Raw genomic sequence first — 23,960 nt, 5'->3', positions numbered from 1 at the left:
GGCGGGGCGTGATGGTCCCGCAGCTGAACGACATGTCCTCAGCGAGACGTGATTGCCGGAGTGCGACTCAGGCGTCGTAGCGCTGTCCCTCGGGCTTCGAAGGCATGATGTAGAGCACGATGAGGACGATGCTGCCGATGCCCGTCAAGGACAGAAGGTACAGCAGACCTGAGTAGTTCGCATCATGAAGCCGGCGCCAGGAGATGGCGATCTGCGGTACCAGAGTAGCCAGGACGAAAAGCCCCATGAGCGTTCCACCGATCCCCATCAGAGCCAGGCTGGCCCCGGACGGCCCGGAGAACCCATACGGATCCGCCGATGCCGAAACCGACATCATGACCACCCCGATGATCAGCAAGATATACGGAATCAGAGCACCGAGACCGGTGAACAGAGACGCGAACCAGAACTCGCTGCGCGAGGCCCGGCCGTTGAACTTCACGTAGTTCTTGAAGAAGCGCTTGACGGCCTGGCCGAAGGAGGCGCCGTAGAGCGGGAGGGAGAGGTCATCGGGGTGGGCGGCACCGCGCGGCGCTCCGCCGAAGCCCTGCTCACCGGGCATTCCGGCGCCCGGCATTCCCTGACCGGGGACCCCGGAACCTGAGTTGTATGCTGCATTCGCGTCGTAGGACATCATGACCTTCGTATTTAGAGGATTGTTCAGGATCAGCAGCTCCAATTGTGCACCAAAGTCCGCCTCTGCCCCTATTTCCCACGGTTTCAGATCTGCAACACGCCTCTTCGTTCGCCCAACGGCCCTGCCTCGACGACAGCAGCGGCATCCCGAACGCGAACCTTCGAAGACAGCAGCGGCGCCCGAGGATCTGTCCTTCGGGCGCCGCTGGGAATGTCTCGATGCCTCAGGCATCGCCCCCGGTCAGAGCGTATGCTTCGTCGACCGGAGCTTCGTCGATATGGCCGTCGACGCGACGCAGCGTCTTCCAGCCCACCGAGATGACGACGACCGACAGCAGCACGGCTCCGGCTCCGAAGAGGTACGGAGAACCGGCCCCGATCGACTCGGACACGGCTCCGGCGACGATCGGCGCCACGGCACCGCCGACGAAGCGCACACCCGAGTAGGTGCCCGAAGCCACCGGGCGGGGCAGGTCGCTGACCTCCATCGCCGATTCCGTGAAGACCGTGTTGAGCACGCCGAGGAACATGCCCGCGACGATGATGCAGATGATGATGCCGACGAACGAGTCGACGAGGAACGACATGACACCCAGCAGCACAGCGAGCGCGACGAGGGTGACGATGAGGCTGCGGCGGCGCCCCATCCGCTTGGTCAGCTGCGGAGCCGCAAACACCGAGGTGACCGCCACGCAGATGCCCCAGCCGAAGAAGACGTAGCCGAGTCCCATGGCTCCGAAGTCCTCCATGCCCATCTTTGCTGCGGCCGCTTCGACAGGGAAGGGGCTGTAGGCCAGGAGGATGAAGAAGCCGAAGTTGTACAGCAGCGCGGAGACACCGAGCACAGCCACTCCCGGACGAGCGAGCGCCCGGAATGTGGCACTGAGCCTGATCGGCTCGGCAGACGGTCCGCCCGAGTTCGTGCCTCCCGGCAGCAGCACGACGATGGCGATGAAGCCGATGGCCATGAGGACTGCGGTGCCGAAGAACGGACCGCGCCACGAGATTCCGCCGAGCAGCCCGCCGAGGAGCGGGCCGGTGGCGATACCCACGCCCAGAGCCGCCTCGTAGAGGATGATCGCCCTATCCGCGCCGCCGGATGCGGCACCGACGATCGTCGACAGGGCGGTGGAGATGAAGAGCGCATTGCCCAGACCCCAACCGGCGCGGAAGCCGATGATCTGGTCGACGGAACCGGAGAATCCCGCGAGCGCGGCGAATACGACGATAAGGACGAGCCCGACGAGCAGCGTGGTCTTCGCGCCGATGCGCGAGGACAGGAAGCTCGTGAAGAACATCATGCCGCCGGTGATGAACAGGTAGCTGGTGAACAGCAGCATCGACTGGGCGGGAGAGGCATCGAGTTCAGCCGAGATGGCCGGCAGGATCGGGTCGACCAGACCGATGCCCATGAAGGCGATGACGGCGGCGAACGCAACTGCCCAGACGGCACGTGGCTGATGGAGGATGGACGCTCCCGCCCCGGTGTCGCCGGGTGTTTCGTCTCCTGTGGCTTCGTTGTCTGCTGACGCTCTCATCTGCTGGCCGCGTCCCCTTTCGTGTGGTGCCTTCTGTTGTGAGATCACGGGTGAGACCCGTAGTGGATTCGTCGCCTAGTCCACGTTCGCGTCCGACTCCGGTGCTTCCGCGGATTCGTCGACACTGTCGACCGGATGCCGATCTTTGAGGAAGTCCGAGACCAGCCCGAGCGCCCGATCGACGCTCTGCCGCTCCTCGACGCTGAGCGATTCGAAGTACGGCTGCATCTGATCGATCATGATCGAGCGGTTCTCGGCCAGCCTCTCCCGGCCGGCATCGGTCAGCGAGAACTGCGAGGCGCGCCCGTCGGTGGGGCTCGCCTCCCGGACGACGAGTCCGGCCTCCTCAAGTTTGGCGAGGAGCTTCGTCGCCGCGGGCTGTGAACTCAGGTACCCTTGGGCGAAATGCCCGACGCGAACGGGCTGATACTGCTCGACGACTGCGAGCGCTCGCAGGGCGGCCAAGGAGTTCTCGTTGCCGATCACTCGCCGAAACGCCCTGGTCAGACGCGACGAGACGACGACGAGACGCGATACGAGCTCTGCTGAATCCACATCATCCATAACCTCTTTATATACCCCGGTTATGCATCACAGCAAATCCGGCTCCGCCACGCGCGGAGGTCAGCTTGTGGCGGACGCCACATCCGCCTCGGCGATGGTCGTGCTAATCTGGCCTCACATGTTCCGGGGACGGTGAAATTCCGTACCGGCGGTCATAGTCCGCGACCCGCTGGCATTCGTGCAGGCGGTTGATTCGGTGAAATTCCGAAACCGACAGTCAGAGTCTGGATGGGAGGAGCATGGTGGCCTCGGCCGCTGTGGAGCCGTGCATTCGCATGCACCGCCGTCAGCGTCCGGCCGCTCTGATGGTTGCATCCGCAATATCCTCCCTCCCGGCGAAGGCTCGGGAGGTTTTTTCATGGGCGCGCAGCTCACGGAGGCAGCGGAGTTCACCGAACTCGAATCCGCGGCGATGACCGCGGCCCTCAACGCGGCCCGCGAAGGATTCCGCGGGGCGAATCCGCTCGTGGGCGCCGCAATCCTGACCAACGACGGCCAGATCGTCACCGGCCATCACCGTGGCGCCGGCACTCCACACGCCGAAGTCGATGCCATCACCACCGCTCACGATCTCGACATCGACCTGTCCGCTGCGACGCTGTTCGTCACGCTCGAACCCTGCTCCCACTACGGTCGGACGGGGCCATGCACCGAGGCGATCCGCTCCGCCGGAATCCCGTCCGTCATCTTCGCCGCACCCGACCCGAATCCGCTGGCCGCCGGTGGCGGTGAGATCCTCGCCGAGGCGGGGCTCACAGTGCGTTCGGGACTGCACCGCGCGGACTCCCGCGCTCTCAACGCCCGGTGGGTCTCGGCGATGTCCGAGGGCCGGCCCTTCGTCACGGTGAAGATCGCGCAGAGCCTCGACGGGGCCGTTGCCGCCGCCGACGGGACCAGCCAATGGATCACCTCGGCGCAGTCCCGGGCGCACGCCCATGAGATCCGCTCTCGCGTCGATGCCATCCTCGTCGGCACCGGCACGGCGCTGGCCGATGATCCGCGACTCAACGCCCGCGAAGCGGACGGGACCGCCCTGCCGAATCAGCCGCGGCCCGTCGTGCTCGGTGACACCGAGCTGCCCGCCGAATCCTTCCTCGCGCTCAACCCCGACACCCTCCGGCTGCGCACCCATGACATCGGCGAAGCCCTGGACCGACTGCACGAGGAGAAGGTCCGCCACCTCCTCGTCGAGGGCGGGCCGCGGATCCTCGCCGCCTTCTTCGCCGCCGGTGTCGTCGATGAGGTCTTCTGCTATCAGGCGCCGCTGCTGATCGGCCCAGGCCGGCGCAGCATCGAAGGGCTCAATATCGGCACCCTCAGCGAGGCGCTTCGACTGGTCCCCGACGACACCGAGGTGCCCGCCCTCTCAACGCTCGGCCCCGACTTCCTGCTCCACTTCGCCACAGAGACGACACCACCGGGATCCGCCCCGCCGGTTTCAGGGTCGACAGGGGCAGGGTCGACGGGTTCAGGATCGACCGTCTCAGGCCCACCGGGCCCCTGACGACACGCAGCGGGCCCACCGCTGCCCCACTCGACACTCACTGTTCAGCACCACGACTTCAGCATCACGGAGGCACATGTTCACCGGAATCATCGAAGGACTCGGCACCGTCGAGACCATCGAGCACACGAACGATTCGGCCGCGATCACCATCGATGCCGGCGATCTCGTCGCCGATCTCGACCTCGGCGGATCGCTGGCCGTCAACGGCATCTGCCTGACCTCGACGAGACGGTCCGCTGCGCAGAAGCCGGGACGCTTCACCGCCGAGGTGATGGGCGAGACGCTGCGTCTGACCGGGCTCGGCACGCTGGGCACCGGCGACCGGGTCAACCTGGAACGCTGCACACCCGCCTCGGGGCGCTTCGACGGTCACGTCGTCCAAGGCCACGTCGACGGACGCGGCGAACTCATCGACCGCATCGACCGGCCCGACTGGTCGACCCTGCGCATCGCGGTCCCGAACGACCTCGCTCCGCTGACAGCGGTCAAGGGATCCATCGCCCTCAACGGAGTGTCCCTGACCCTGACCGCCGTGTCCGAACCCTCGGCCCCCAACGCGTGGGTCGAGGTCGGCCTCATCCCGGCCACCCTGACCCACACGACCTTCGGCGAGCTCGAGGTCGGCGCGGCCGTGAACATCGAAGTCGATGTGCTCGCGAAGTACACCGCCCGCCTCCTGTCCTTCTCATCGTCTACGACGCACAACAGCACTCAGCAAGGAGTCGATCATGACTGATTCAGTCGCTCACGCCAGCCGCCTCGACCCGATCGACGCGGCCATCTCCGCCGTCGCCGCCGGCCGTCCCATCCTCGTCGTCGACGATGAGGACAGGGAGAACGAAGGCGACCTCATCATGGCCGCCGAATACGCCGACGCCGCGACGATCGGCTTCTTCGTCCGCCACACCTCGGGCGTCATCTGCGCCCCTATGACCGCCGACCGCGCCGGTGCCCTGCGACTGCCGCCGATGGTCACCGACAACGAGGACCCGAAGGGCACCGCCTACACGATCAGCTGCGACGCAGTGGGAGTGACCACGGGAATCAGCGCCGCCGAACGTGCCGAGACCGGCCGGGTGCTCGCCGCAGCGGCCCCCGATCCGGCAGCGATCTCGCGGCCCGGTCACATCTTCCCGCTCGTCGCGAAGGACGGCGGGGTCCGCGAACGCCCGGGCCACACCGAAGCGGGTGTCGAGTTCGCGCGCCTGGCCGGTGCGCAGCCGGTGGCGATGATCGCCGAGGTGGTCCACGACGACGGTTCGATGATGCGCTTCGACGCGGTCCGTGACTTCGCCGATGCGAACGACCTCGTCATGGTCTCCATCGAGCAGCTCATCGCCTACCTCGATGCCCGGGATGCAGGCGGCGTCGACGAGGCCCCGTCGACGGGGTCTTCCGCACTGACCGGCACCGAGACCTCTGCAACTTCCGCGATGTCCGGCGCCGACGCACAGGCGGGAGACGAGCCCCTGCTTTCGACCGCGGAGGTTCCGCTGCCGTCGAAGCACGGGAGCCTGCGGGCCCGCGCGTTCACGATCGACGGGCACGACCACCTCGGCGTGTTCGCGGGATCGTTGGACTCTGCATCTGACGGTCCGGCGCCCTTGGTGCGTGTGCATTCGGAGTGCCTGACCGGGGATGTCTTCGGTTCGCATCGGTGTGACTGCGGGGAGCAGCTCGACCGGGCGCTCGATCTCGTCGCCGACCGTGGAGGGGCGGTGATCTACCTGACCGGGCATGAGGGCCGCGGGATCGGACTGAGCAACAAGCTGCGTGCCTATGCGCTGCAGGATCAGGGCCGAGACACGGTGGATGCGAATCGTGACCTCGGGTTCACCGATGATGCCCGCGACTACCGTGCCGCCGCAGCGATTCTGCGTTCGCTCGGTCTCACACGCATCCGACTGCTGACGAACAACCCGGCGAAGACGGCAGCACTGGAGAAGCTGGGCATCACGGTCGAGGCGGTGGTCTCGCTCGAGGTCGCCGCCCGCCCGGAGAACACCCACTACCTGGCCACGAAGCGCGAACGCATGCACCATGCGCTCACGCTGCCCGAGGTCACGGGGACTGCCCGCGACAGCGCCGAATCCACCGGGGCCGTCGCCAGCTGACGCTCAGCCGCCGGCCCTGGCGGCACCGATCATACGAAGACCACGACGGGGTCACCGCACTCTCGTCAGGAACGAACCAGGCTCTTCCGAACCCGCACGACAGGCTCACCCGAGCCCTTGAGCAAAGGACATACCCATGGCCCATTCCGGAGCCCCCGCACTCACCGTCGACGCCGCCGATCTGCGCGTCGCCATCGTCGCTGCCTCCTGGCACACCCAGATCATGGACGGACTCGTCGACGGAGCCCAACGCGCCGCCGCCGAGGCCGGTGCCGAAGCCACGCTCATCCGCGTTCCCGGCAGCTTCGAACTGCCGGTCGCCGCGGCACGACTGATGCCGCACTTCGACGCGGTCGTCGCCCTCGGCGTGGTCATCCGCGGTGGCACTCCGCACTTCGACTACGTCTGCCAGGCCGCCACCGACGGCCTCAACCGTGTGGCCATCGACTCCGGCAAGCCCGTGGGCTTCGGCGTGCTCACCTGTGACACCGAACAGCAGGGGCTCGACCGTGCCGGGCTCGAGGGATCGCAGGAAGACAAGGGGCATGAGGCGATGACCGCAGCCCTCGTCACCGCTCAGGCCTTAGCCCCCTACAGTCTCAGCTGACCAGCACCTCTCCCGGTTTCATCGAGAAACAGGTTGAGTGCCGAGACGCGGGAGTGCACCCCCGTTTCTCGGCACTCAACCTGTTTCTCGGCAGAGGCCTCAGGCGCAGCGTCAGGCGCAGCCTCAGGCGTGGCGTCAGGCGCAGCGTCAGAAGAGCTGGCGGATATTCGTCCGTGCGAGGTCGATGAGTTCATCGCCCTTGCCCGACATCACCGTGCGGATGGCGTAGAGGGCGAAGCCCTTGGCCTGGTCGGCGGTGATCGTCGGCGGCATCGACAGCTCCTGCCGCTCGGTGACGACGTCGAGGACTGCGGGCCCGTCGTAGGCGAGGAACTCACGCACCACCTTCGGCAGGTCCTTGGACTTCTCGACGCGGAACCCCTTGATCCCGACCGCCTCGGCGATGGTGGAGAAGTCGGGGTTGTTGAGCTCGGTGCCGAAGGTGACGAAACCGGCGGCCTTCATCTCGAGCTCGACGAAGTTGAGCGAGGAGTTGTTGTACACGACCGTCTTCACCGGCAGCTTGTTCTGGGTGAGCGTGATGAGTTCGCCCAGCAGCATCGACAGTCCGCCGTCACCGGCGAGCGCAATGGTCTGTCGGTCCTCGAACGCTGACTGCACCCCGACACTCTGGGAGAGGGCGTTGGCCATGGAGCCGTGGCTAAAGGAGCCGATGAGGCGGCGCTTGCCGTTCATCGTCAGATACCTCGCCGCCCAGGTCACCGGTGATCCCACATCCGGGACGAAGACCGCATCATCATCGGCCATCTCGTCGATGAGCCGGGTGAGGTACTGCGGGTGGATGGTGCGCTTCGACGGTGTGGCGAGTTCGTCGAGCTCCTTGCGGGTCTTCGCATAGTGCTTGGTCATCGTCTTGAGATGAGAACTGCTGCGGTGACCCTTGATGAGAGGCAGCAGTGAGTCGACGGTATCGGCCACCGTCCCCACCAGGCCGATGTCGACCGGGGTGCGCCGCCCGATCTGGGAGCCGCGCACGTCGACCTGGATGACGGTCGCGTCTTCGGGATAGAACTGCTGATAGGGCAGGTCGGTTCCGAGCATGAGCAGGGTGTCGCAGCCCTTGAGCGCGTGATAGCCGGAGGAGAAGCCGAGCAGACCTGTCATGCCCACGTCGAAGGGGTTGTCGTACTCGACGAATTCCTTGCCGCGCAGGGCGTGGACGATCGGTGCCTGCAGCTTGTCGGCGATGGCGATGAGCTCATCATGAGCGCCCTCGGTGCCGGCGCCGGCGAGGATCGTGACCTTCTTGCCCTTGTTGAGCGCCTTCGCGGCGGCCTCGACCTGGGATTCGGCGGGGATCACGTGCGAGGGATAGGACCGGACCACCTCGGCGGCGGCGCTGATCTCGGTCAGGCCGATGTCACCGGGGATGACGAGGACCGCGACGCCGCGCTTCTCGACGGCCTCGCGCATGGCGATGCGCAGCAGCCGGGGCATCTGCTCGGCAGTGGCCACGTTTTCGACGTAGACGCTGCATTCGCGGAACAGCTCGGTCGGGTGGGTCTCCTGGAAGTAGTTCGAACCGATCTCGTCGCTGGGGATCTGTGCGGCGATCGCCAACACGGGAACTCGCGACCGCTGGGCATCGTAGAGACCGTTGATGAGGTGGAGGTTGCCGGGCCCGCAGCTGCCGGCGCACACGGCCAGCTGGCCGGTCAGTGCGGCCTCACCGCTGGCGGCGAAGGAGGCGGCCTCCTCGTGGCGGACATGGACCCAGTCGAGCTGAGGGTTGACCCGCAGCGCATCGGTGAAGCCGTTGAGCGAGTCTCCGGGGATGCCGTAGACGCGCTGGACTCCGCTGGCCACGAGGGTATCGACGATGTTTCTGGCGACGGTGGGCATTGACTTCCTTCCGTTGAAACACGAACGCCGAGGTAGCTCGTCTGCGTTCCCCGGCGTATGCGTGGACCGCACCGTCAGTCTATCCCCGAGTCCACCGGCTGGATATGTGAGAGCAGTGACAGCGCGAAGCAGCTGGGACGGTCCGGACGTGACAGGCAGATTGCCATATCGACAGGACGTGTAAAGAATTCGCCATTTCTTTTACACGTTCCGCGAATGCAGCAATCGACTTTGCACATGTGGATGCCGACCGAACCGTATAACGATCTGCCTGAACCGAAGGCAGCAGAACTCGAAACGCGTGCTGTATTGAAATCCGCAGTTGAAGCTCGAGCAACTCCGACCTTCGCGATCTGCTCTTCGAGCGCCCATACTGCCGGCTTGCCGATGCGAGGGTCGGCTGGGAGGGCCCTCTCAGGTCCGGGCCGAGAGCACGGTCGCCAGGGTCAGCAGTCCGGCCATGGTCATCGACATCCAGCCGTAACCGCCGATGACATCGGCCAGGGCGGGCCCGGCCACGGGGGCCAGAGCCGTTCCGGCGGTGATGGGGGCGACGAAGACGCCGTTGATGGCTCCGAAGTTCTTCGTCCCCCAACGGTCGGACACGGCTGTGGCCTGGAAGAGGGTCATGCAGCCGCGCACTCCCCCGGTGACCATGGCGATGCCGATGAGCATCCAGATCGGGCTCGGCACCAGCGCCAGCAGCCACAGCCCGAGGGCGCCGGCGGCGAAGAGCAGGACGGTGCGGGCACGCGGACTCGTGTGCCGCTCCAGGCTCGGATAGCCGAAGCGTCCCGCCACCTGACCGAAGCCGACGAGCCCGAGGGCGATCGCGGCGAGACTGTACCCGGCTCCGCGTTCGATGAGGACGGGGATGATGTTGATCGTCAACGCGAAGAGGGTGAAGGTCGCGATGGCCACCGCGATCTGCAGGATGATGAAGCGCGGGTGTCGGGTGATCGTCCGCAGTTCGGCCCGGCTCGGTCGCACCCGGTCCGCGGCCGCTTCGTCGGTCCATCTCCGGTTGAGGAAGAGCAGATGCATCGGCAGTGCCAGGACCGCGAGCAGACCGGCGAGGATGCCATAGGTGCCCCGCCATCCGCAGACGTCGATGAGCCAGGCGATGATCGGCGCGAACACCGTCGAGGCGAGCCCACCGACGAGCGTGATCGTCGTCAGCGGCTTCGTCCGTTCGTTCCCGTACCAGCGGGTGACGACGGCGAAGGCCGGCGGGTAGAGGGTCGCAGCCTGAGCGAAGCCCGCGAGGATCCAAGCGAAGAAGAAGACGACGAGGTTCGGGGCGACCGCCACGAGTCCGAGCGCGATGACGCCGATGAGCGTGCCCGCGCCCATGATCAGTCGCGGCCCGTGCTCGTCGAGCATCCGCCCGACGCGGGGTCCCATGAGCGCCGAGACGATGAGTCCGATCGTCAATGCTGCCGTCACCGTCGTATGGCTCCAGCCCATATCCGCTGAGATCGGGGTGACCGCGACGGGCAGCGAGTAGTAGAGCAGGCCCCAGCAGACCAACTCCGCGATGCACAGGGCGGTCAGTCCTCCGCGCGGTTTATCCGTCGTCATCGTCGCCTTCGCCGAGGAGACGCTCCGTTTCCGTGCCACGGTTCGTCCCCGCACCGAGATCGCCCTCCCCTTCGCCGAGGCGGCTCGGCGTCGGGTTTCCGACCGCGGTCCGCAGTCGGTTCAGTGCCGTGTCCCAGGGGATGCGTTCCTGTTCGAGCCGGACGTTGCCTTCGGCGCGGATCCGGTCGAGGGCACGCAGTTCCGTGCCGGTGAGGTGGGCGAACGTGCCGGTGCTCGGTTTCGGTTCGGGCACCCACAGGTCCCGGTGGGCGAGCAGGTTCGCTTCGTCCATGAGCACGGATTCGACGGCCGGCAGGTGGCTGCGCAGCCTATTGAGGATCGCGAACCCGTGAGAGTCGAGGTCACCCCAATAGATCACTCGGGCGTCGGCAATCCAGTCGAACCGAGCCACCCCGTCGACGGCATAGCCGGAACCATGGACGGCCACGGCGGCCGGCCAGGCGGGCATGGCGAGCACGGATTCGAGGTTCTCGAAGACGAAGACCAACTGCGGGGCGATGGGCAGGCGGCCGAGCTGCGAGATCGGTGCGGTGATGTCATCGAGGCCGGCCAGGCTGATATCGGCCGCCTGGCCGGTGGCCGGAGCGGCGGGCTCCGCCGTGACCCTCAGGGCCGGGTCGAGGATGCGCAGACGCAGTCGCGGTTCGGCGTCGAGGACGGTCACGGCGTCGGCGTGCCCGATTCCGCCGAGGAGTGCGGTGACAAGGCTGCGGTGGGTCTCGAACCACTTGGAGTCGACTCCGCGGATGGGCAGCTGCCTCGGTCGCAGTGTTCCGAGCCGGTGGCCGCGCAGCCAGTCGACGACGTCGAGGACGGTGGTGAACGCGGCGTCGGTCAACCCGAGGATCCGCTTCGCCTGGGACCGAATCGCGGCGGCGAGTGCGTCGTCGTCACCGGTGCCGCCGGCGCCGGGACCGTCCGGGTCATCAGCGTCGATCTGTTCGACGCTGCCCGGCTCAGCTGCGAATCGGTCGCGGATCGTCGCTGCCCGGTCGCGCAGTCTCCGCCAGTCGCGGGCGGACTCGCCGCCGACGAAATCAGCGACCGCGTCCGCGGTGGTCAGGCGCACACGGATGGGAATGCGTTGGCGACCGACCCGGGCCCAGTTGCGGTCTTCCCAGTCGATCTCGAGTCCCGAGCGAGTCCCGGCGACCGATCCCGGCGCCGTCGGCGAGGCCCATCCGATGGCTGTCTCCTCGGCTGCCCTCCAGCTGCCGGCCCACTCGGCGGCGGCAGCCTGATCGGTGAGCACCTGCTTCTCCGTCGGCGGCTTGAGCGCGATCTCGAGGCGCACTACGCCGCTGCCCTCCGCGGCCCAGGCGGCCATGGACGAGTTCAGACGAGCGCGCGCCTTCGTCCGGGCCCCGGCGACGGAGAGCATGGTCATTGTGCGTCCGGTTCCTCAGAGTTCGAGACATCGTCCGCGCCGACCGGTTCGCCGGCACCTTCCAGTTCGCTCACATCGCCCGCGCCGTCGGAGTCCGCACGCTCGGTTGCGTCCCACACCATCGTCGAGGTGAGGGTCTTCTGCCGACTCGGGTTCTCGATCGACGTCGCCGCACCCACATAGGGTTCGATCGTCTGCAGCAGCTTCTGCGGGGTCGCGAGCACCATGTGGAATCCGAATTCGATGAAGATGTCGAGCGCCATCCGGGTGTAGCGTGTGTCGGCCTTGTCGAAGGCTTCGTCGAGGATGATCGTGCCGTACTTCGAGATCGCCTCGTCCGGGTCTGCCAATTGGTAGCGCAGCGCCGCGGCCAGGCAGAAGATCACAAGCTTCTGCTGCTGACCACCGGACATTGCGGCACCCGAATCGTAGGTCGCATGCGCCCGCCCGTGATCATCGATCTCCTCGGCGAGGAAGCTGACGTGCAGACGAGTGTCCAGGCAGTGGGTCCTCCACACCTTGTCGACGTGCTCGCTGGAGGCGAATCGGCGCATCACCTCGGCGAGGGTGTCGTACTTCTTCTCCGCGGTCTCCATATCGTCTTCGCCCCAGCTGCCCGCGGCCACGAAGCGCAGATCGGCGATGAAGGCGTTGACGGTCTCGGACCGGCGGGTCTTGACCTTCAGCCGCAGGTACCGGTCCTCGTCGAACTGCGAGCGCAGCAGGGAGGAGTTGATCGGGGCGACCCGATCATCGATCTCCCGCGGGGCGGCATGGATCTCGTTGAGCAGCTCGCCGATGAGGTCGCGGGAGCGCTGTTGGAGCAGCTCCCGGAACCGGTTCTCATGATCGGGCAGACCGTGTGCGAGGATCTCGTCGAGCATCCCCAGATACGCCCGCCGATCGTCGACCTCGGCTGTCAGCTGTGACGATACCGACGGCCACGCGGCTTTGAACTCTGCCGCCAACCGGGTCACGGCGTTGCTGGCGTCCCTGGCCACGACCTGTGCGCGGTCCTTCTCCTCCTGCAGAATCTGGGAGACCTGCTGGCCCACCTCGGCGAGGTTCTCGCGCTTGATGCTGCGTTGGACCTTCCGGAACCGATCATCCAACTGTTCGCCGAGGCGGCCCTCGACTTCGGCAATGCGACCGGCGTTGACGTCGTCCTCGATCCGGGTGATGTTCGAGCGCAGATCCGCCGATCCCTCATTGGCCCGGCGGAGCGCGTAGTCGGCTTCGGATTTCGCGTTCTCAGCGGTGTCCTTGACGGTTTTCGCTTGGCGTTCGGCGCCGATCGCCTGCTGCAGGTCACCGTCGGCGTCTTCGAGTTCGGCCAATTGCCGCTCCAGGGTCGCCACCTTCTCGGCGGCCCCGTCCCGGTCGACGTCACGCCAGGACTGTTCGCGGATGCCGGCGAGGATGCCGCGGCGACGGTGCGCCTGTGCGGTTTCAGCATCGGCGGCGGCGACGATCTGTTCGGCTGCGGCCAGTTCGGACTGCGCTTCCTTGAGTGAGGCGATGAGCGCTTCGAGTTTGGCTTCCCGGTCGCCGAGGACCCACTGGCTGCGGTCGTCAATGCGCCGCCGGTCGTCCTTCTCATACCGGGTGCGTGAGGTCTTGACCTGACCTTTGACGGTGACGGCGCGTGGGTGGTCGTCGAGCTCGTCGGGGTGGTCGACGCACGCGAAGTCGAAGCGTTCGGACAGGGTGGACCGCACCCAGTCACCGAATCCGGTGTCGGACACGTGCACCTTGTTGACCAGGGATTTCTCACTGCCGACGGGGCGTGGGCTCGACACCGAATGCGGGATCTCCTCGAACACGAGGCGACCGCGAATGCGGTGGGCGTCGACCCAGGTGCGCACGGCCGAGAGGTTCTCGGACCGGACGAGGACGGTGAGCGCCATCGGGCGCAGCACGCGTTCGATCGCCCCGGTCCAGCGGGCTTCTGCGGGGTCGACCTCGATGAGTTCGGCGGCGAAGGGCAGGGCCTTCTCGCTCAGTCCGGTGCCGGCGGCGAGTTCGGTCCGGATCGCCATGAGGTTGTTCGGCACGGTCGATCCGGAGCGGCGCAGGGATTCGATCTCGCCTTCGAGCTCCCGCACCCGGGCGCGGGCCTGGGAGAACCGGTCGTGGTCGGCGTGGCTGGGACCGGACACCTGGGTGTCGTCGTCGAGGCTGGACGCGATCTGGGCTTGGAGTTCGGCGAACTCCGCGGCCGTGGTCGGTGCCGCGTCGATGCCGGCCTGTTCGAGCTGACGGGCCAGACCGGCCCAGCGTTCGGCGATGGCGCGGCGTTCGGTCTCGGCGGTGTCGATGCGCTGCTGGAGGTGTTCGGCCTCAGACCCGCCGAGTTCGAGCGTGGCCCGCCGGGCCAGGTCGTACTCGTCGACGGCGGCATCATAGTCGCGCTGCGCCCGGTCGGCAGTGACCTCGAGTTCGACGATTCGGCGGGTCAGTGCCGAGAGGTCGGTCCGGAGGATATCGAGTTCGCGTCGTTTCTGGTACGGCAGCAGGGCGTCGCTGAGCGCGATCGATTCCGCGGCGACGTCGTTGGCCGATTCGAAGCGGGCGGCGGCTTCGCGCAGCTGGAGCAGGTGGTCGCGTTGACGACGCAGTTCGACGACATGGTCGTGGGCGTCTTTGAGGTCGCCGAACTGGGCGACGGCGGTCTCGGCGAGGTCGAAGGTCACCGGGGTTTCGAGCATATGGTCGCGGAAGAGCCGGTCGAGGCTGTCGAGGCTCTTGGCCGACTGCGTCTTGTGCAGCAGTTGGAGGGCGGATTCGTCGGCCATGCCGAAGGTCTTGCGCATGCGCGCATAGAACTTCCCGTGGTGTCCGTTCGAGGTGACCACGGCATCGGGGCGGTCGGCCTTGAGTTTGCGGGTCTCGAGTCCCGAGCGGGCATAGTGCTGGAGTTCGGAGAGATCGAGTTCTCCGCGCTCGAGGACGCAGGCGTCGGAGAGGTCCGTCGTCTTCGTACCGGAGCCCTTGATGAAGAAGAGCCGGGCCAAGGACAGCGGCCGGTCGGTGCCGTTGTCGTAGCGGAGGATGATGCCGCTCCAGGTCGCCCGGGGCCGCAGATACTTGCTGACGACGCGGTCCTCTTCGGTGTCGGCGGTCCGTGTCCACGCCCCGCGGACGTAGCTGACGAGGCTGCGCTGGTCGACGCGGCTGCCGGCGGTCTGGGCGGCGACGTTGAAGCGCAGCCATTTGTCCGGGGTGAGCACGGCGGCGATGCCGTCGAGGAGGGAGGACTTGCCCGAACCGGAGGGTCCGGTGATGAGGTGACCCTTGTGCGACACGGGGATGCGGTGGATGTCGGCGTCGAAGGTGCCCCAGTTCGCGATCTGGATCTCGCTGAGTCGCCACTGGCTGCCGACGTCGGGACGGTTCGCTCCGCGGGCCCGTGCCTGCTCGGCGACGAACGCAGCGTCGAGTGGGAAGAGTGCTTCGGTCACGCGTCGTCCTCCTCGGTGTCAGTTTCAGCGTCGCCGCCAGAATCGCCCTCAGCACCAGCATCGCCGGCACCCGTATCAGCATCGCCGAAATCCTCACCGGCATCGGTCTCACCCGCAGCGATGCGCTCATAGACGGCGATGAGTTCACGCACCCGATCCTCGTCGATGAGGAACTTCACCATCGGAGAGATCTCGAACCGGTCCTCGCCGGCCTTGTGGAGCACGCGCAGCCGGTTGCTCATCCGCGACCAGGCACCGTTGAGATTGCGTTGGAAGGTCGATTCGTCGCCGGTGCGGTAGATCGCGAGCCGTTCGTAGACCTCTTCGCGGTCGACGATGACGCGCTTCTCCCCCGGTGCGGCGAGCAGCAGCTGCCGCAGCACGAGGAGCATCGCCGTGTCGAGGAAGGTGAGCCGTTCGCTGCGCACCGCGGCCGGCGCGTCGATCTCATCGGTGACGATCTTGCGAGTGAACGCGAATTCGTCGACCCGGTCGATGACGAGGTCGAGGAACAGGTCGTGCAGACGGGAGCGGACGAGTCCTTCGTCGGCGACGAGGGCCGCCCACAGCTGCGGGCTCTGCGTCCCCGAGACGTAGGGGCCCTTGAGCAGTTCGAGCAGCACCCGCCGGGTCCGCTCCCTCAGCGTTCCGGTGTCCCCGGACCACAGGGCGCTGGGATTGTCGTCGACGGTCTCCGGGGAAGCGAAGGGCTCCCTCGCCGAGGCGGCCCCCTCCTCGGCGGGTGGTGTGTCGGTGTCGTGATCGGCAGGGCTCATAGGGTGATGCCTTCGGTGAAGTAGTGGCGGCGGATCGCGGCGGTGCGGGCGATGCCGTCGACGCCGGACCAGGTGAGGATTTCGCGGTTGTCGTGATCGACGTGGCCGTACGTGCTGGCCAGGGACAGCAGGCCGATGACGCTGGCCAGGCCCTGGGTCGCGGGGAAGGTCTCGAGCACCTCGGCGACAGAGGCCTCATGGGCGGAGGTGACGACGGAATTGATGTTCTCGGTGAGCTCGGCGAAGTCGATCTCGGATTCGCGGGCGACGGCGATGAGTTCGGCGAAGTCGACTTCGGTTTCGGTGGCCTCGTCGAGTTCGGCTCCGGCGTCGAACTCCTCGGGGTCGTGCAGGATGACTTCGCCGACGCTGCCCAAGGAGACGCTGGAGAGTTCGAGGTCGATGCCGATCTCGTCGTAGGGTCTGAGCTCTTGGGCCACCGGCGCCGCCGCGGCGAGGCCCTCTTGGAGCAGGGTGCGCATGACGCGGTCGCGTTGGAATTCGTGGGAGTGGACGTAGCGGCGCAGACCCCGGGCGAATTCGGTGAGGATGTCCGAGACTTCGTGCGAACCGTCCTTCATCTGCCGCATCAGGGTGCGCAGGGAGCGGCGGGTGGACAGAGACAGGGCGGCAGAGAAATCGCGGTCGAGGATGGCTGCGATGTCGTCGTCGAAGGACGCGGACTGTTCGGGGTCGCGCACGAGGGCGGAGAACGCCGAGAAGGTGCGGCCCTCGTCGGAGGATTCGATGAGGTCGACGCCGCGGAAGACTTCGTCGAGGACTTGGGATTGGGAGTCCTCGGCGGCGAGGATCGAGATCCGCAGCTCCTGGTTGAGCTCTTCGAAGCGGGCACGCACGCGAGCGAAGTCGGCGGGCAGTCCCTGTGCCTGTTGGAGGATGTCGGAGACGCGTTCGTTCGCACGCCTGCGGTCGAGGACGACGGAGCGGGGGTCGCCGCGGCGGACACGGGCGATCTCGGTATCGATGCGATCGCGTTCGGCAATCAGTGCGGCGAGTCGGCGGGAGCTGTCCGGGTCGGTGTCAATGGCCAGTTGGCGCACGGATTGGGCGAGGCTGACCAGCCGGGATTCGGTGGCGGTCTGCGGTGGGGTGCGCAGCTGTTCGAGCATGCGGATCGCATCGAAGCCGGCAGCGGAGAGCTCGTAGGTCTCACCCCGGGCGGCGGTGGCCGGCCGGCGGACGAGGATCTCGGCCCGCCGCCAGTCATCGCAGTAGGCCTTCGCCGTGCGCAGAGAGAGGTCGAAATGGTCGCGCAGCTCCTCGAGGTCGGCGTCGATGCTCTCATGCAGGTCCTCGGTGTTCATCCGGGTGCCCGGCTTGCCCAGGTGGGCGTCGAGGGTGCCGGCCATGACAGCGAGGTTGTCGGCCCGCAGCATGCGCAGAGTGGCATTCGACTCGAGCAGACGCCGGTAGGCGAGTGCTGAACTAAGGGCTAACATATCAACTATTGTCTGCGCCGAGGCCCCCGTCTGCCAATTCCACGCCGCTGCACCGCATCAGTGCCAGGTCGTGCGCAGCACGGAGGTCAGCTCCAGCGGATTCGCTGATCGCACCGACACGAGGATCCCGGCACCGTGAGGATTGCGGGTGTAGACGGCACCGCCCCCGCCGATCCAGCTGCCCCAGGAGGCGGCGAAGGCATCGGCCAGCTCCCGGTTCGTGCCCAGAACGCTGGGCACCGCGTGCCATACGGGGTCACGCTCATGGGCAGAGCCGATCCCTGCGCGCAGCTGATCCCACCAGCCGCGGATTCCCGGATTGCCAGGCGGCAGATGCCAGCGTGGCAGCAGATAGCGGGGATCGGTGATCGGCGAGACCGCCTCGTCGAGAGCGAGCGCGAAGGTCTCTGCCGATCGGGCGTCGGCGTCGAGGTGGCAGCGCAGGTCTCCGCGGGCGTCGATGCGTACGCGCACCGCCTCGGCTCCCTGGGTGCTCAGGCCGACCTCGTGCAGCGCTTCGGCGATCGCCCCGGCGACCTGGGAGACCGTCGGGGGACGCGAATAGAGGCGACGTCTGCGGGCTCCCGCGATCGACAGCGTCACGGGCAGACCGATGAGGACGACTGCCGCGAACGCTCCGAGGCCTGCGGCGAGGACTCCGCTGCTGAGCAGGGCGGAGATCACCAGGAGCACTCCGATGCCGATCGACGCAGCAATTGCCCCACGCCCGAAGCCGAAGGGCAGCAGTCGGCCGGGATCCCCACCGAGGTGGCGCCGGGTGGCGCTCAGCCCTGCGGCGGCGGTGTCTGGGGCCGTGGGCCGGTGCTCGGTGATCGGCGCGGGCTCGGCGGTGTTCTCCCAGTTTGCGAGGATGCGCACCGATCGCAGCTCCTCATCCCGGTAATCGGCGCCGACGTCCCAGCGCCGGGCCACCTCGGTGCGGGCCTGGGCACGGGCGGTCATCCGGGCGTTGATCGCGGCGAAGCTGTCATCGCTGGGAGGTTCGAAGGCGGAGAACGCGGGGTCGATATGGGCCACTCCGTCGACGACCTCCCCGTCGGCGTCGGTGCCGAAGAATCCCTCGTGTTTGCGCACGAGCCTGCCCCAGTCCTGATCACCGCGAGGGTGCTCGGAGCTGACGCACACCACGGTCCAGTTGAGTGCGACCTTCCCGGGCCAGTGAGTGTCCTTGCGCAGTGCGCGCCCGCGAGTCTGCGTCACGGCGGTCGGTGTGGTCGCGGTCGACAGGTCGATCACCCCGGTCACCGCCGGGGCATCCCACCCTTCGCCGAGCAGGGCCCGAGTGCCGATGAGCACCTGGATGTCGCCGCGGCTGAAGCACTCCGTGACGAGGGGGACCCAGGTCCGGCTCGTCCACCCGCCTTCGAGGCGGCTGATACCGGCCGCGGGCTCGCTGATGCTCAGCTTTGAGGCCAGAGTCCGGTCGCGTTCGGCGATCCGACTGTGCAGGTCGGCGAGCACCTCGGGCGGTCCTGCGACGGTGCGACCGGTCATGAGCACGGGGTGCAGCGGCTGCGTGCGCGGATCGGCGATGAGGGTCTCGAGGACGAGCAGAGCGGAACCGGATCGTTCGTCCAGCACCTCGCCGACCTCGGCCGAGAGCGTGGCCGTGGCGGATTCGACATCGCAGAGGATGAGCATGCGCAGTCGCTCACCGAGTTCGGCGGCTTCGAGGGCGACGATGTCGGCACTCGCGGTCGGTTTCGCCGCGGACCGGGCGATGACCCGGTCGACGGGTGAACGGCCGGGGCGGATTCCGTGGCGGGTCCAGCGGTAGCCGATCGCCGGCAGGGCACGGCGGATCGCCTCGGCGGCGGCATCATCGCCCGGTTCTGCGGAAGCGAGGAGGTGGTGGCGCATCCAATCGTCGATGAGCAGCGCCCAGTCATCGATGTCCGGGTCGCGGCGATGCTGTTCGCCGACCCGGGCTCCCGGTGGCAGGCGCAGCAGTTCGGCATGGTGCAGGCGCAGGGCCGCGTCGCACAGATCGGGCACCGACGCGCGCATGCTCTGCCAGCTCACGGTCTCGGCCCGGGTGCTGAGGAAGCGTCGGTCGACCCATTCGAGGAAGCTGAGGCTGCCCCGGCTCGGATCGAGGACACCGGTGATGAACTCCGTGTAGTGGACGGCTTCGGCCGCGAGCCAGTCCTTCTCCTCCCGCGTCGGTTCGGTCAGCCAGACCAGGTCGGCGAACGGCGCCAGATCGCCCTCCCTGACGACAGCGGGAATCGATGCCGAGTAGCGCACCCGGCCGAAGAGCACCGAGACGAGTTCGCGCTGCGAGTGTGTCATCGTCCCCGGCGGGGTGGCGGTGAGTCCGAGCACCCAGACTTCGGGGAGTAGATCGAGCAGTTCGGCCAGCAGGGAGCCCCAGACTTCGAGCAGATGGTGGCATTCGTCGAGGATGAGCAGGAGCGGGCCCGAGTCGACGAGCCGATCGACGAGCTGTCTGCCGCCCGGTGCGAGTTCGTCGAGGAGGATGCCGGTCGACTCCCGCTCCTCGTCGAAGACCGCCAGCGATTGGTAGGTCAGGGCGGTGAATACGGCGTCCAGTTCCCGGTCGGTTCCGGCCGGTCCGCCAGCGGCCTGACCTTGGTCATCAGCGCCACGTTCCTCAGCCCCACGCCCCTCGCCGAGGCTGTTCCACGCACGCGCCCGCTGGGTCTGGATCGCGGTGTTGGGGCCGAAGACGACGACGGTGCCGACCCGATCCTGTTCGAGCAGACGGGCGGCATGTTCGATGCCCACCCGTGTCTTGCCCGCTCCGGGCGGCAGGACGATCCACGAGCGTCGATCATCGGCCGCACTCGCCTCGTCGAGGGTGGCCAGAGCCTCTCGCTGGTGGCGGCGCAGGGGCGACACTGAGACGGTCATCGTCGGTCGTCGCCCTTCAAACGCTGTGGCTGCTCGCCCCTCATCATTCACGCCCGCCGAAGGTCGTCGGGTCCACGGGACGGTCCTTCTTCGGCAGCTTCGCGACGACGAGGCAGTAGGACTCGAGGACGAGGTCGCCGAGCAGTTCGGCATCGAATCCAGCGCTGCCGTCGTGGCCGGCATCGGCATCATCGTCACGGCCGTGCTCGCCGCGGCCGGCCACGGTGATCCAATGCTTCTTGTTCATGTGGTAGCCGGGGGTGATCTCGGCATGGGCGTCGCAGAGGACCTCCCCGTCGAGGGGATCGATCTTGAGATTCATGCTCGGCACACCGCGCAGCTCGAAGGTCATCATGAACATCTTCCCGCGCACCTTGTACACGGTGTACTCGGGACCGAAGGGGTGGACGAGCTCGACGGAGGGATACTGCATGGCCTGATCGTGAGCCAAGCGGAGCACGGTGTCGGGATCCATGCGTGAAGACTAGCAAAGGCCGCGGACACGAGAGGCGGCGCTAGACTCGCATCATGCCTGATTCTTCGTCGTCCTCTGCTCCCCATCTGCTGGTAGCCGCTCTCGGCGGGACCATCGCCTCGACGGCCAACGCCTCCGGCGGGGTGGCGCCGGCGCTCAGCGGAGCCGAGATCGCCGCGGCCGCCGGCCTCGACGGGATCTGGCCGGATCTGCAGGCCGATTTCACCCAGGTCTCACAGGTCTCGAGCGCGAACGTCACCCTCGAGATACTCTTCGACGTCGTCGAGCTCGCCCGGACCACCGCCGCCGATGGCATCGTACTCACCCAGGGCACCGATACCTTGGAGGAGTCGGCGTTCGGGCTCTGGCTGCTCAACGATTCGGGCATCCATATCGCCGCCACCGGGGCCATGCGCAATCCGACGCTGCCGGGAGCCGATGGGCCCGCGAATGTCCGCAGCGCCGCCCTGACCGCACTGTCCGACCAGGTCGGCGGGCTGCCTGCGTCTCTTGTGTTCAATGACGAAGTGCACGATCCGAGGTTCGTCACGAAGGCGCACACGACCTCGACGGCCGCGTTCTCCTCCGGGCCCGTCCTCGGGGCGATCGGGTGGCTGAGCGAGGATGATCTCCACCTGCCGCACGCACCGCGCGCGCCGAAGCCACCGTTCGCCGGCCTCCCCCGGCCCGATCGGCTGTCGAAGATCGCCCTCGCCGAGGTGGGGATGGGCGAGCCGGAGGAGACCCTTGATCTCATCGCCGGCTCCGGATTCTCCGGCGCCGTGCTCTCCGGAGTCGGCGGCGGGCACGTGCCCGAGCACCTGGTGCCCGCGGTGGCCCGCCTCGGCGAGACCATGCCCGTCGTCCTCGCCTCCCGCACGGGATCCGGTGCGAGTCTGAAGCGCACCTACGGCTACCTCGGCGGTGAGATCGGTCTGCTCGAGGCGGGACTCATCCCGGCCGGGATCCTCGATGCCAGGAAGGCGAGGATCGCCCTCACCCTGGCACTGAGCCTCGGCCTCGACGCGGCTGAGGTGTTCGCGCACTTCGGGTGAGGCGAGTCCTCTGCCCGATCAGTTCTCCGCGCCGACGGCGACGACCATCTTGCCGAAGTTGCCTCCGGTGAGCAGGTCGTTGAAGTACTCGGGGGCCTTCTCCAGCCCGGGCCGGATGTCCTCGCGGTAGCGGACCTTGCCCTCCTTGAGCCACCCGCTCATGGCAGAGAGGAACTGCGGAGTCAGCCGCTCGGCGAATTCCGTCTGGATGAAGCCGCGCACCAGCAGCGACTTCGTGAGGATCTGGCCCATGAGGGCTCCGGAACGGTCCGGTCCCTCGGGCAGCGACGTGAGGTTGTAGTTGGCGACGAGACCGCACACGGGCACCCGGGCGAAGGTGTTCAACCGTGGCAGCACGGCGTTGAACACGTCTCCGCCGACGTTCTCGTAGTAGACATCGATGCCCTGCGGGACCGCCTCTTTCAGCTCCTGCCGCAGGTTCCCGCTCCGGTGGTCAAGCGCGACATCGAAGCCGAGCTCCTCCAGGTGGGCGACCTTGTCCGGGCCACCGGCGATGCCGACCGCGGTCGCACCCTTGATCTTCGCGATCTGGCCGACGACGGACCCGACGGGTCCGGTCGCGGCGGCCACAGCCACGGTCTCGCCTGCCTGCGGCTGACCGATCTCGAGCAGCCCTGCATACGCGGTGAAACCGGGCATACCGAGCACCCCGAGATGGGTGGAGATCGGCGCGAGCTCAGGGTCGATCTTGCGCAGGTGCCCGGTCCTCTCCACCGAATACTCCTGCCATCCGCCGTAGCCGAGGACGATATCGCCGACGGCGAAGTCGGCAGCATTCGTTTCGACCACCTCGGAGACCGTGGCACCGACCATCACATCACCGACCTCGACGGGCTTGGCGTAGGACTTCGCGTCCAACATCCGCCCGCGCATGTACGGGTCGAGCGAGAGATAGAGGGTGCGCAGCAGCACCTCACCATCGCCCGGAGTGGGCACGGGCACCTCATCGAACAGGTAGTTCTCCGCGGTGGGAGCGCCCACGGGGCGCGAGTTCAGGCGAATCCGATGGTTGGTCGTCATGGAGACGGTTCCTTTCAGCAGCAGATGATTCTCGACTGTGTGCTTCGTTGCGGTGACGGGCCCATCCGTGCCAGTCACCGATGGTGTCGGTCATAACAACCATTCGGGATCGCTCGATGTTCCTGAACGAACGATTTTTCTCTCACCGAGGCGGCTCCCAGTCGCGCGATCGACGTGGCATCACCGCCGGTCAGAGGCGTCGTTTCGTCTGCCAGATCGCGGGCCACCGCTTCCCATGCGGGGTCGAGGGCCCAGGAGAAATCGCCGAGGTGGTCGAGCAGATGACTGCCGTTGCTGCGGATGATGTCCGACCATTCCGCCGGCCATGCGCCGAAGTTCGCGGCCGCGGCGAGTTCGTCGACGTCCTTGAACACGGCGCCGCTCGGGTCGAGGCCTCCGCTGCTGTGCAGGGGCGCAGACGCGACGGGGAAGGTGATGTCGAGGATGTGATCGCTGGTGAACAGCGCGTCCTTCGTCCGCCGATGCGTCGCCTCGAGGTTGATGTACCACTCGGTGCGCACTCCGCCAGACTCAGTGCCGTCGGCCCCGTGTCCGGCACCGTCGGCGACATCTTTGAGCAGCACCCACACGGAGAACGGCACCGCGGGCGGGACGATCTTGAGCACCCCTCGCCCGTGCCATGTGCCCTCGACATTGATCCGAGTCGGCGCCTCGGCGAGGGGACGGAACCGCGCAGCCAGGGGAACGTCGTGCGGGTTCGTGTCCTCCCAGCCGACGATGCGGGTCTCCTGCGTCGGAGTGCCGCCGACCAACCACAGGGCGGTGCCCTGCGGACCATCGGCGATCACGCGCATCGGCCGGGCCACCTCGGCGCGGTCACGGTCGAAGTCGAACCGCCGGAACGTCCAGGTCACCGTCTCTCCCGGTGTCCAGAACGGCGCCTGCCCCACGTTTCTGACCTGGGACGGAACGATGGTCGGGTAGGGATCGCGCAGGCTCATGCGGGCAGTCTATGCCG

General features: G+C 67.2%; 18 protein-coding genes and 1 riboswitch. Of the genes, 5 read left to right on the top strand and 13 right to left on the bottom strand.

Annotation, left to right across the window (positions count from 1 at the left end):
• Positions 1 to 67: 67 nt before the first annotated feature.
• The 3 genes from ACSE4D_RS10195 to ACSE4D_RS10185 all read right to left on the bottom strand — a co-directional run bounded on the left by ACSE4D_RS10195 (position 68) and on the right by ACSE4D_RS10185 (position 2,738).
• Positions 68 to 679: a DUF805 domain-containing protein gene (locus ACSE4D_RS10195; RefSeq protein ID WP_167854411.1), complete on the bottom strand. Its 612-nt coding sequence runs from the start codon at positions 677 to 679 to the stop codon at positions 68 to 70.
• A gap of 181 nt (positions 680 to 860) precedes the next feature.
• A complete protein-coding gene (locus ACSE4D_RS10190) occupies positions 861 to 2,174 on the bottom strand; it encodes an MFS transporter (RefSeq protein WP_135539789.1) in 1,314 nt (437 codons plus the stop codon).
• A gap of 75 nt (positions 2,175 to 2,249) precedes the next feature.
• The gene (locus ACSE4D_RS10185) at positions 2,250 to 2,738 is read right to left on the bottom strand and encodes a MarR family winged helix-turn-helix transcriptional regulator (protein ID WP_135539788.1); all 489 of its coding nucleotides are present in this window, start codon (positions 2,736 to 2,738) and stop codon (positions 2,250 to 2,252) included.
• A 115-nt stretch (positions 2,739 to 2,853) separates the two neighbouring features.
• A riboswitch (FMN riboswitch) is annotated at positions 2,854 to 2,982 on the top strand.
• Between the two features lie 114 nt (positions 2,983 to 3,096).
• On the opposite strand from ACSE4D_RS10185, the gene ribD reads away from it, so the two are divergent.
• The 4 genes from ribD to ribH all read left to right on the top strand — a co-directional run bounded on the left by ribD (position 3,097) and on the right by ribH (position 6,966).
• Complete coding sequence (gene ribD, locus ACSE4D_RS10180; RefSeq protein ID WP_426937005.1) at positions 3,097 to 4,242, top strand: bifunctional diaminohydroxyphosphoribosylaminopyrimidine deaminase/5-amino-6-(5-phosphoribosylamino)uracil reductase RibD; 1,146 nt, start codon at positions 3,097 to 3,099, stop codon at positions 4,240 to 4,242.
• A gap of 76 nt (positions 4,243 to 4,318) precedes the next feature.
• Entirely contained in the window at positions 4,319 to 4,981 is a 663-nt protein-coding gene (locus ACSE4D_RS10175) for a riboflavin synthase (RefSeq protein ID WP_426937004.1), read from the top strand.
• The gene (gene ribA, locus ACSE4D_RS10170) at positions 4,974 to 6,359 is read left to right on the top strand and encodes a GTP cyclohydrolase II (protein ID WP_426937003.1); all 1,386 of its coding nucleotides are present in this window, start codon (positions 4,974 to 4,976) and stop codon (positions 6,357 to 6,359) included. Before ACSE4D_RS10175 ends, ribA begins: the two co-directional genes overlap by 8 nt.
• Before the next feature lie 136 nt (positions 6,360 to 6,495).
• On the top strand, positions 6,496 to 6,966 hold the full coding sequence (gene ribH / locus ACSE4D_RS10165; RefSeq protein WP_426937002.1) for a 6,7-dimethyl-8-ribityllumazine synthase: 471 nt from the start codon (positions 6,496 to 6,498) through the stop codon (positions 6,964 to 6,966).
• A 147-nt stretch (positions 6,967 to 7,113) separates the two neighbouring features.
• Here ribH and poxB read toward each other — a convergent pair whose 3' ends face one another.
• From poxB to ACSE4D_RS10125, 8 genes are all read right to left on the bottom strand, one after another.
• A complete protein-coding gene (gene poxB / locus ACSE4D_RS10160) occupies positions 7,114 to 8,829 on the bottom strand; it encodes a ubiquinone-dependent pyruvate dehydrogenase (RefSeq protein ID WP_135539780.1) in 1,716 nt (571 codons plus the stop codon).
• A 414-nt stretch (positions 8,830 to 9,243) separates the two neighbouring features.
• Positions 9,244 to 10,410, bottom strand: coding sequence for an MFS transporter (locus tag ACSE4D_RS10155; protein ID WP_135539778.1), 1,167 nt, complete (start codon positions 10,408 to 10,410; stop codon positions 9,244 to 9,246).
• On the bottom strand, positions 10,397 to 11,818 hold the full coding sequence (locus ACSE4D_RS10150; protein WP_426937000.1) for a Wadjet anti-phage system protein JetD domain-containing protein: 1,422 nt from the start codon (positions 11,816 to 11,818) through the stop codon (positions 10,397 to 10,399). Before ACSE4D_RS10150 ends, ACSE4D_RS10155 begins: the two co-directional genes overlap by 14 nt.
• Entirely contained in the window at positions 11,815 to 15,279 is a 3,465-nt protein-coding gene (locus ACSE4D_RS10145) for an ATP-binding protein (RefSeq protein ID WP_436325907.1), read from the bottom strand. Before ACSE4D_RS10145 ends, ACSE4D_RS10150 begins: the two co-directional genes overlap by 4 nt.
• A complete protein-coding gene (locus ACSE4D_RS10140) occupies positions 15,276 to 16,055 on the bottom strand; it encodes a DUF4194 domain-containing protein (protein ID WP_425118959.1) in 780 nt (259 codons plus the stop codon). Before ACSE4D_RS10140 ends, ACSE4D_RS10145 begins: the two co-directional genes overlap by 4 nt.
• The gene (locus ACSE4D_RS10135) at positions 16,052 to 17,515 is read right to left on the bottom strand and encodes a DUF3375 domain-containing protein (protein ID WP_436325906.1); all 1,464 of its coding nucleotides are present in this window, start codon (positions 17,513 to 17,515) and stop codon (positions 16,052 to 16,054) included. Before ACSE4D_RS10135 ends, ACSE4D_RS10140 begins: the two co-directional genes overlap by 4 nt.
• Positions 17,516 to 17,572: 57 nt before the next feature.
• Positions 17,573 to 20,410: a DEAD/DEAH box helicase family protein gene (locus tag ACSE4D_RS10130; RefSeq protein WP_436325905.1), complete on the bottom strand. Its 2,838-nt coding sequence runs from the start codon at positions 20,408 to 20,410 to the stop codon at positions 17,573 to 17,575.
• Positions 20,411 to 20,453: 43 nt separating this feature from the next.
• Positions 20,454 to 20,885, bottom strand: a complete 432-nt coding sequence (locus ACSE4D_RS10125) for an MmcQ/YjbR family DNA-binding protein (protein WP_436325904.1) — start codon at positions 20,883 to 20,885, stop codon at positions 20,454 to 20,456.
• Between the two features lie 53 nt (positions 20,886 to 20,938).
• On the opposite strand from ACSE4D_RS10125, the gene ACSE4D_RS10120 reads away from it, so the two are divergent.
• A complete protein-coding gene (locus ACSE4D_RS10120; protein ID WP_436325903.1) occupies positions 20,939 to 21,940 on the top strand; it encodes an asparaginase in 1,002 nt (333 codons plus the stop codon).
• A gap of 18 nt (positions 21,941 to 21,958) precedes the next feature.
• On the opposite strand, the gene ACSE4D_RS10115 is transcribed toward ACSE4D_RS10120, so the two are convergent.
• Together ACSE4D_RS10115 and ACSE4D_RS10110 are read right to left on the bottom strand one after the other, a co-directional pair.
• Positions 21,959 to 22,981 carry an NADP-dependent oxidoreductase gene (locus ACSE4D_RS10115; protein WP_436325902.1) on the bottom strand — a complete coding sequence of 341 codons (1,023 nt, stop codon included), beginning with the start codon at positions 22,979 to 22,981 and terminating at the stop codon, positions 21,959 to 21,961.
• Positions 22,982 to 23,055: 74 nt separating this feature from the next.
• On the bottom strand, positions 23,056 to 23,943 hold the full coding sequence (locus ACSE4D_RS10110; protein WP_436325901.1) for a DUF402 domain-containing protein: 888 nt from the start codon (positions 23,941 to 23,943) through the stop codon (positions 23,056 to 23,058).
• Between the last annotated feature and the right edge of the window lie 17 nt (positions 23,944 to 23,960).

It is taken from the genome of Brevibacterium sp. FAM 27836, from assembly GCF_051351055.1.
Classification (GTDB): domain Bacteria; phylum Actinomycetota; class Actinomycetes; order Actinomycetales; family Brevibacteriaceae; genus Brevibacterium.
The sequence above is the reverse complement of the archived record's forward strand: the minus strand, read 5'-3'. Positions and strand labels throughout refer to the sequence as shown.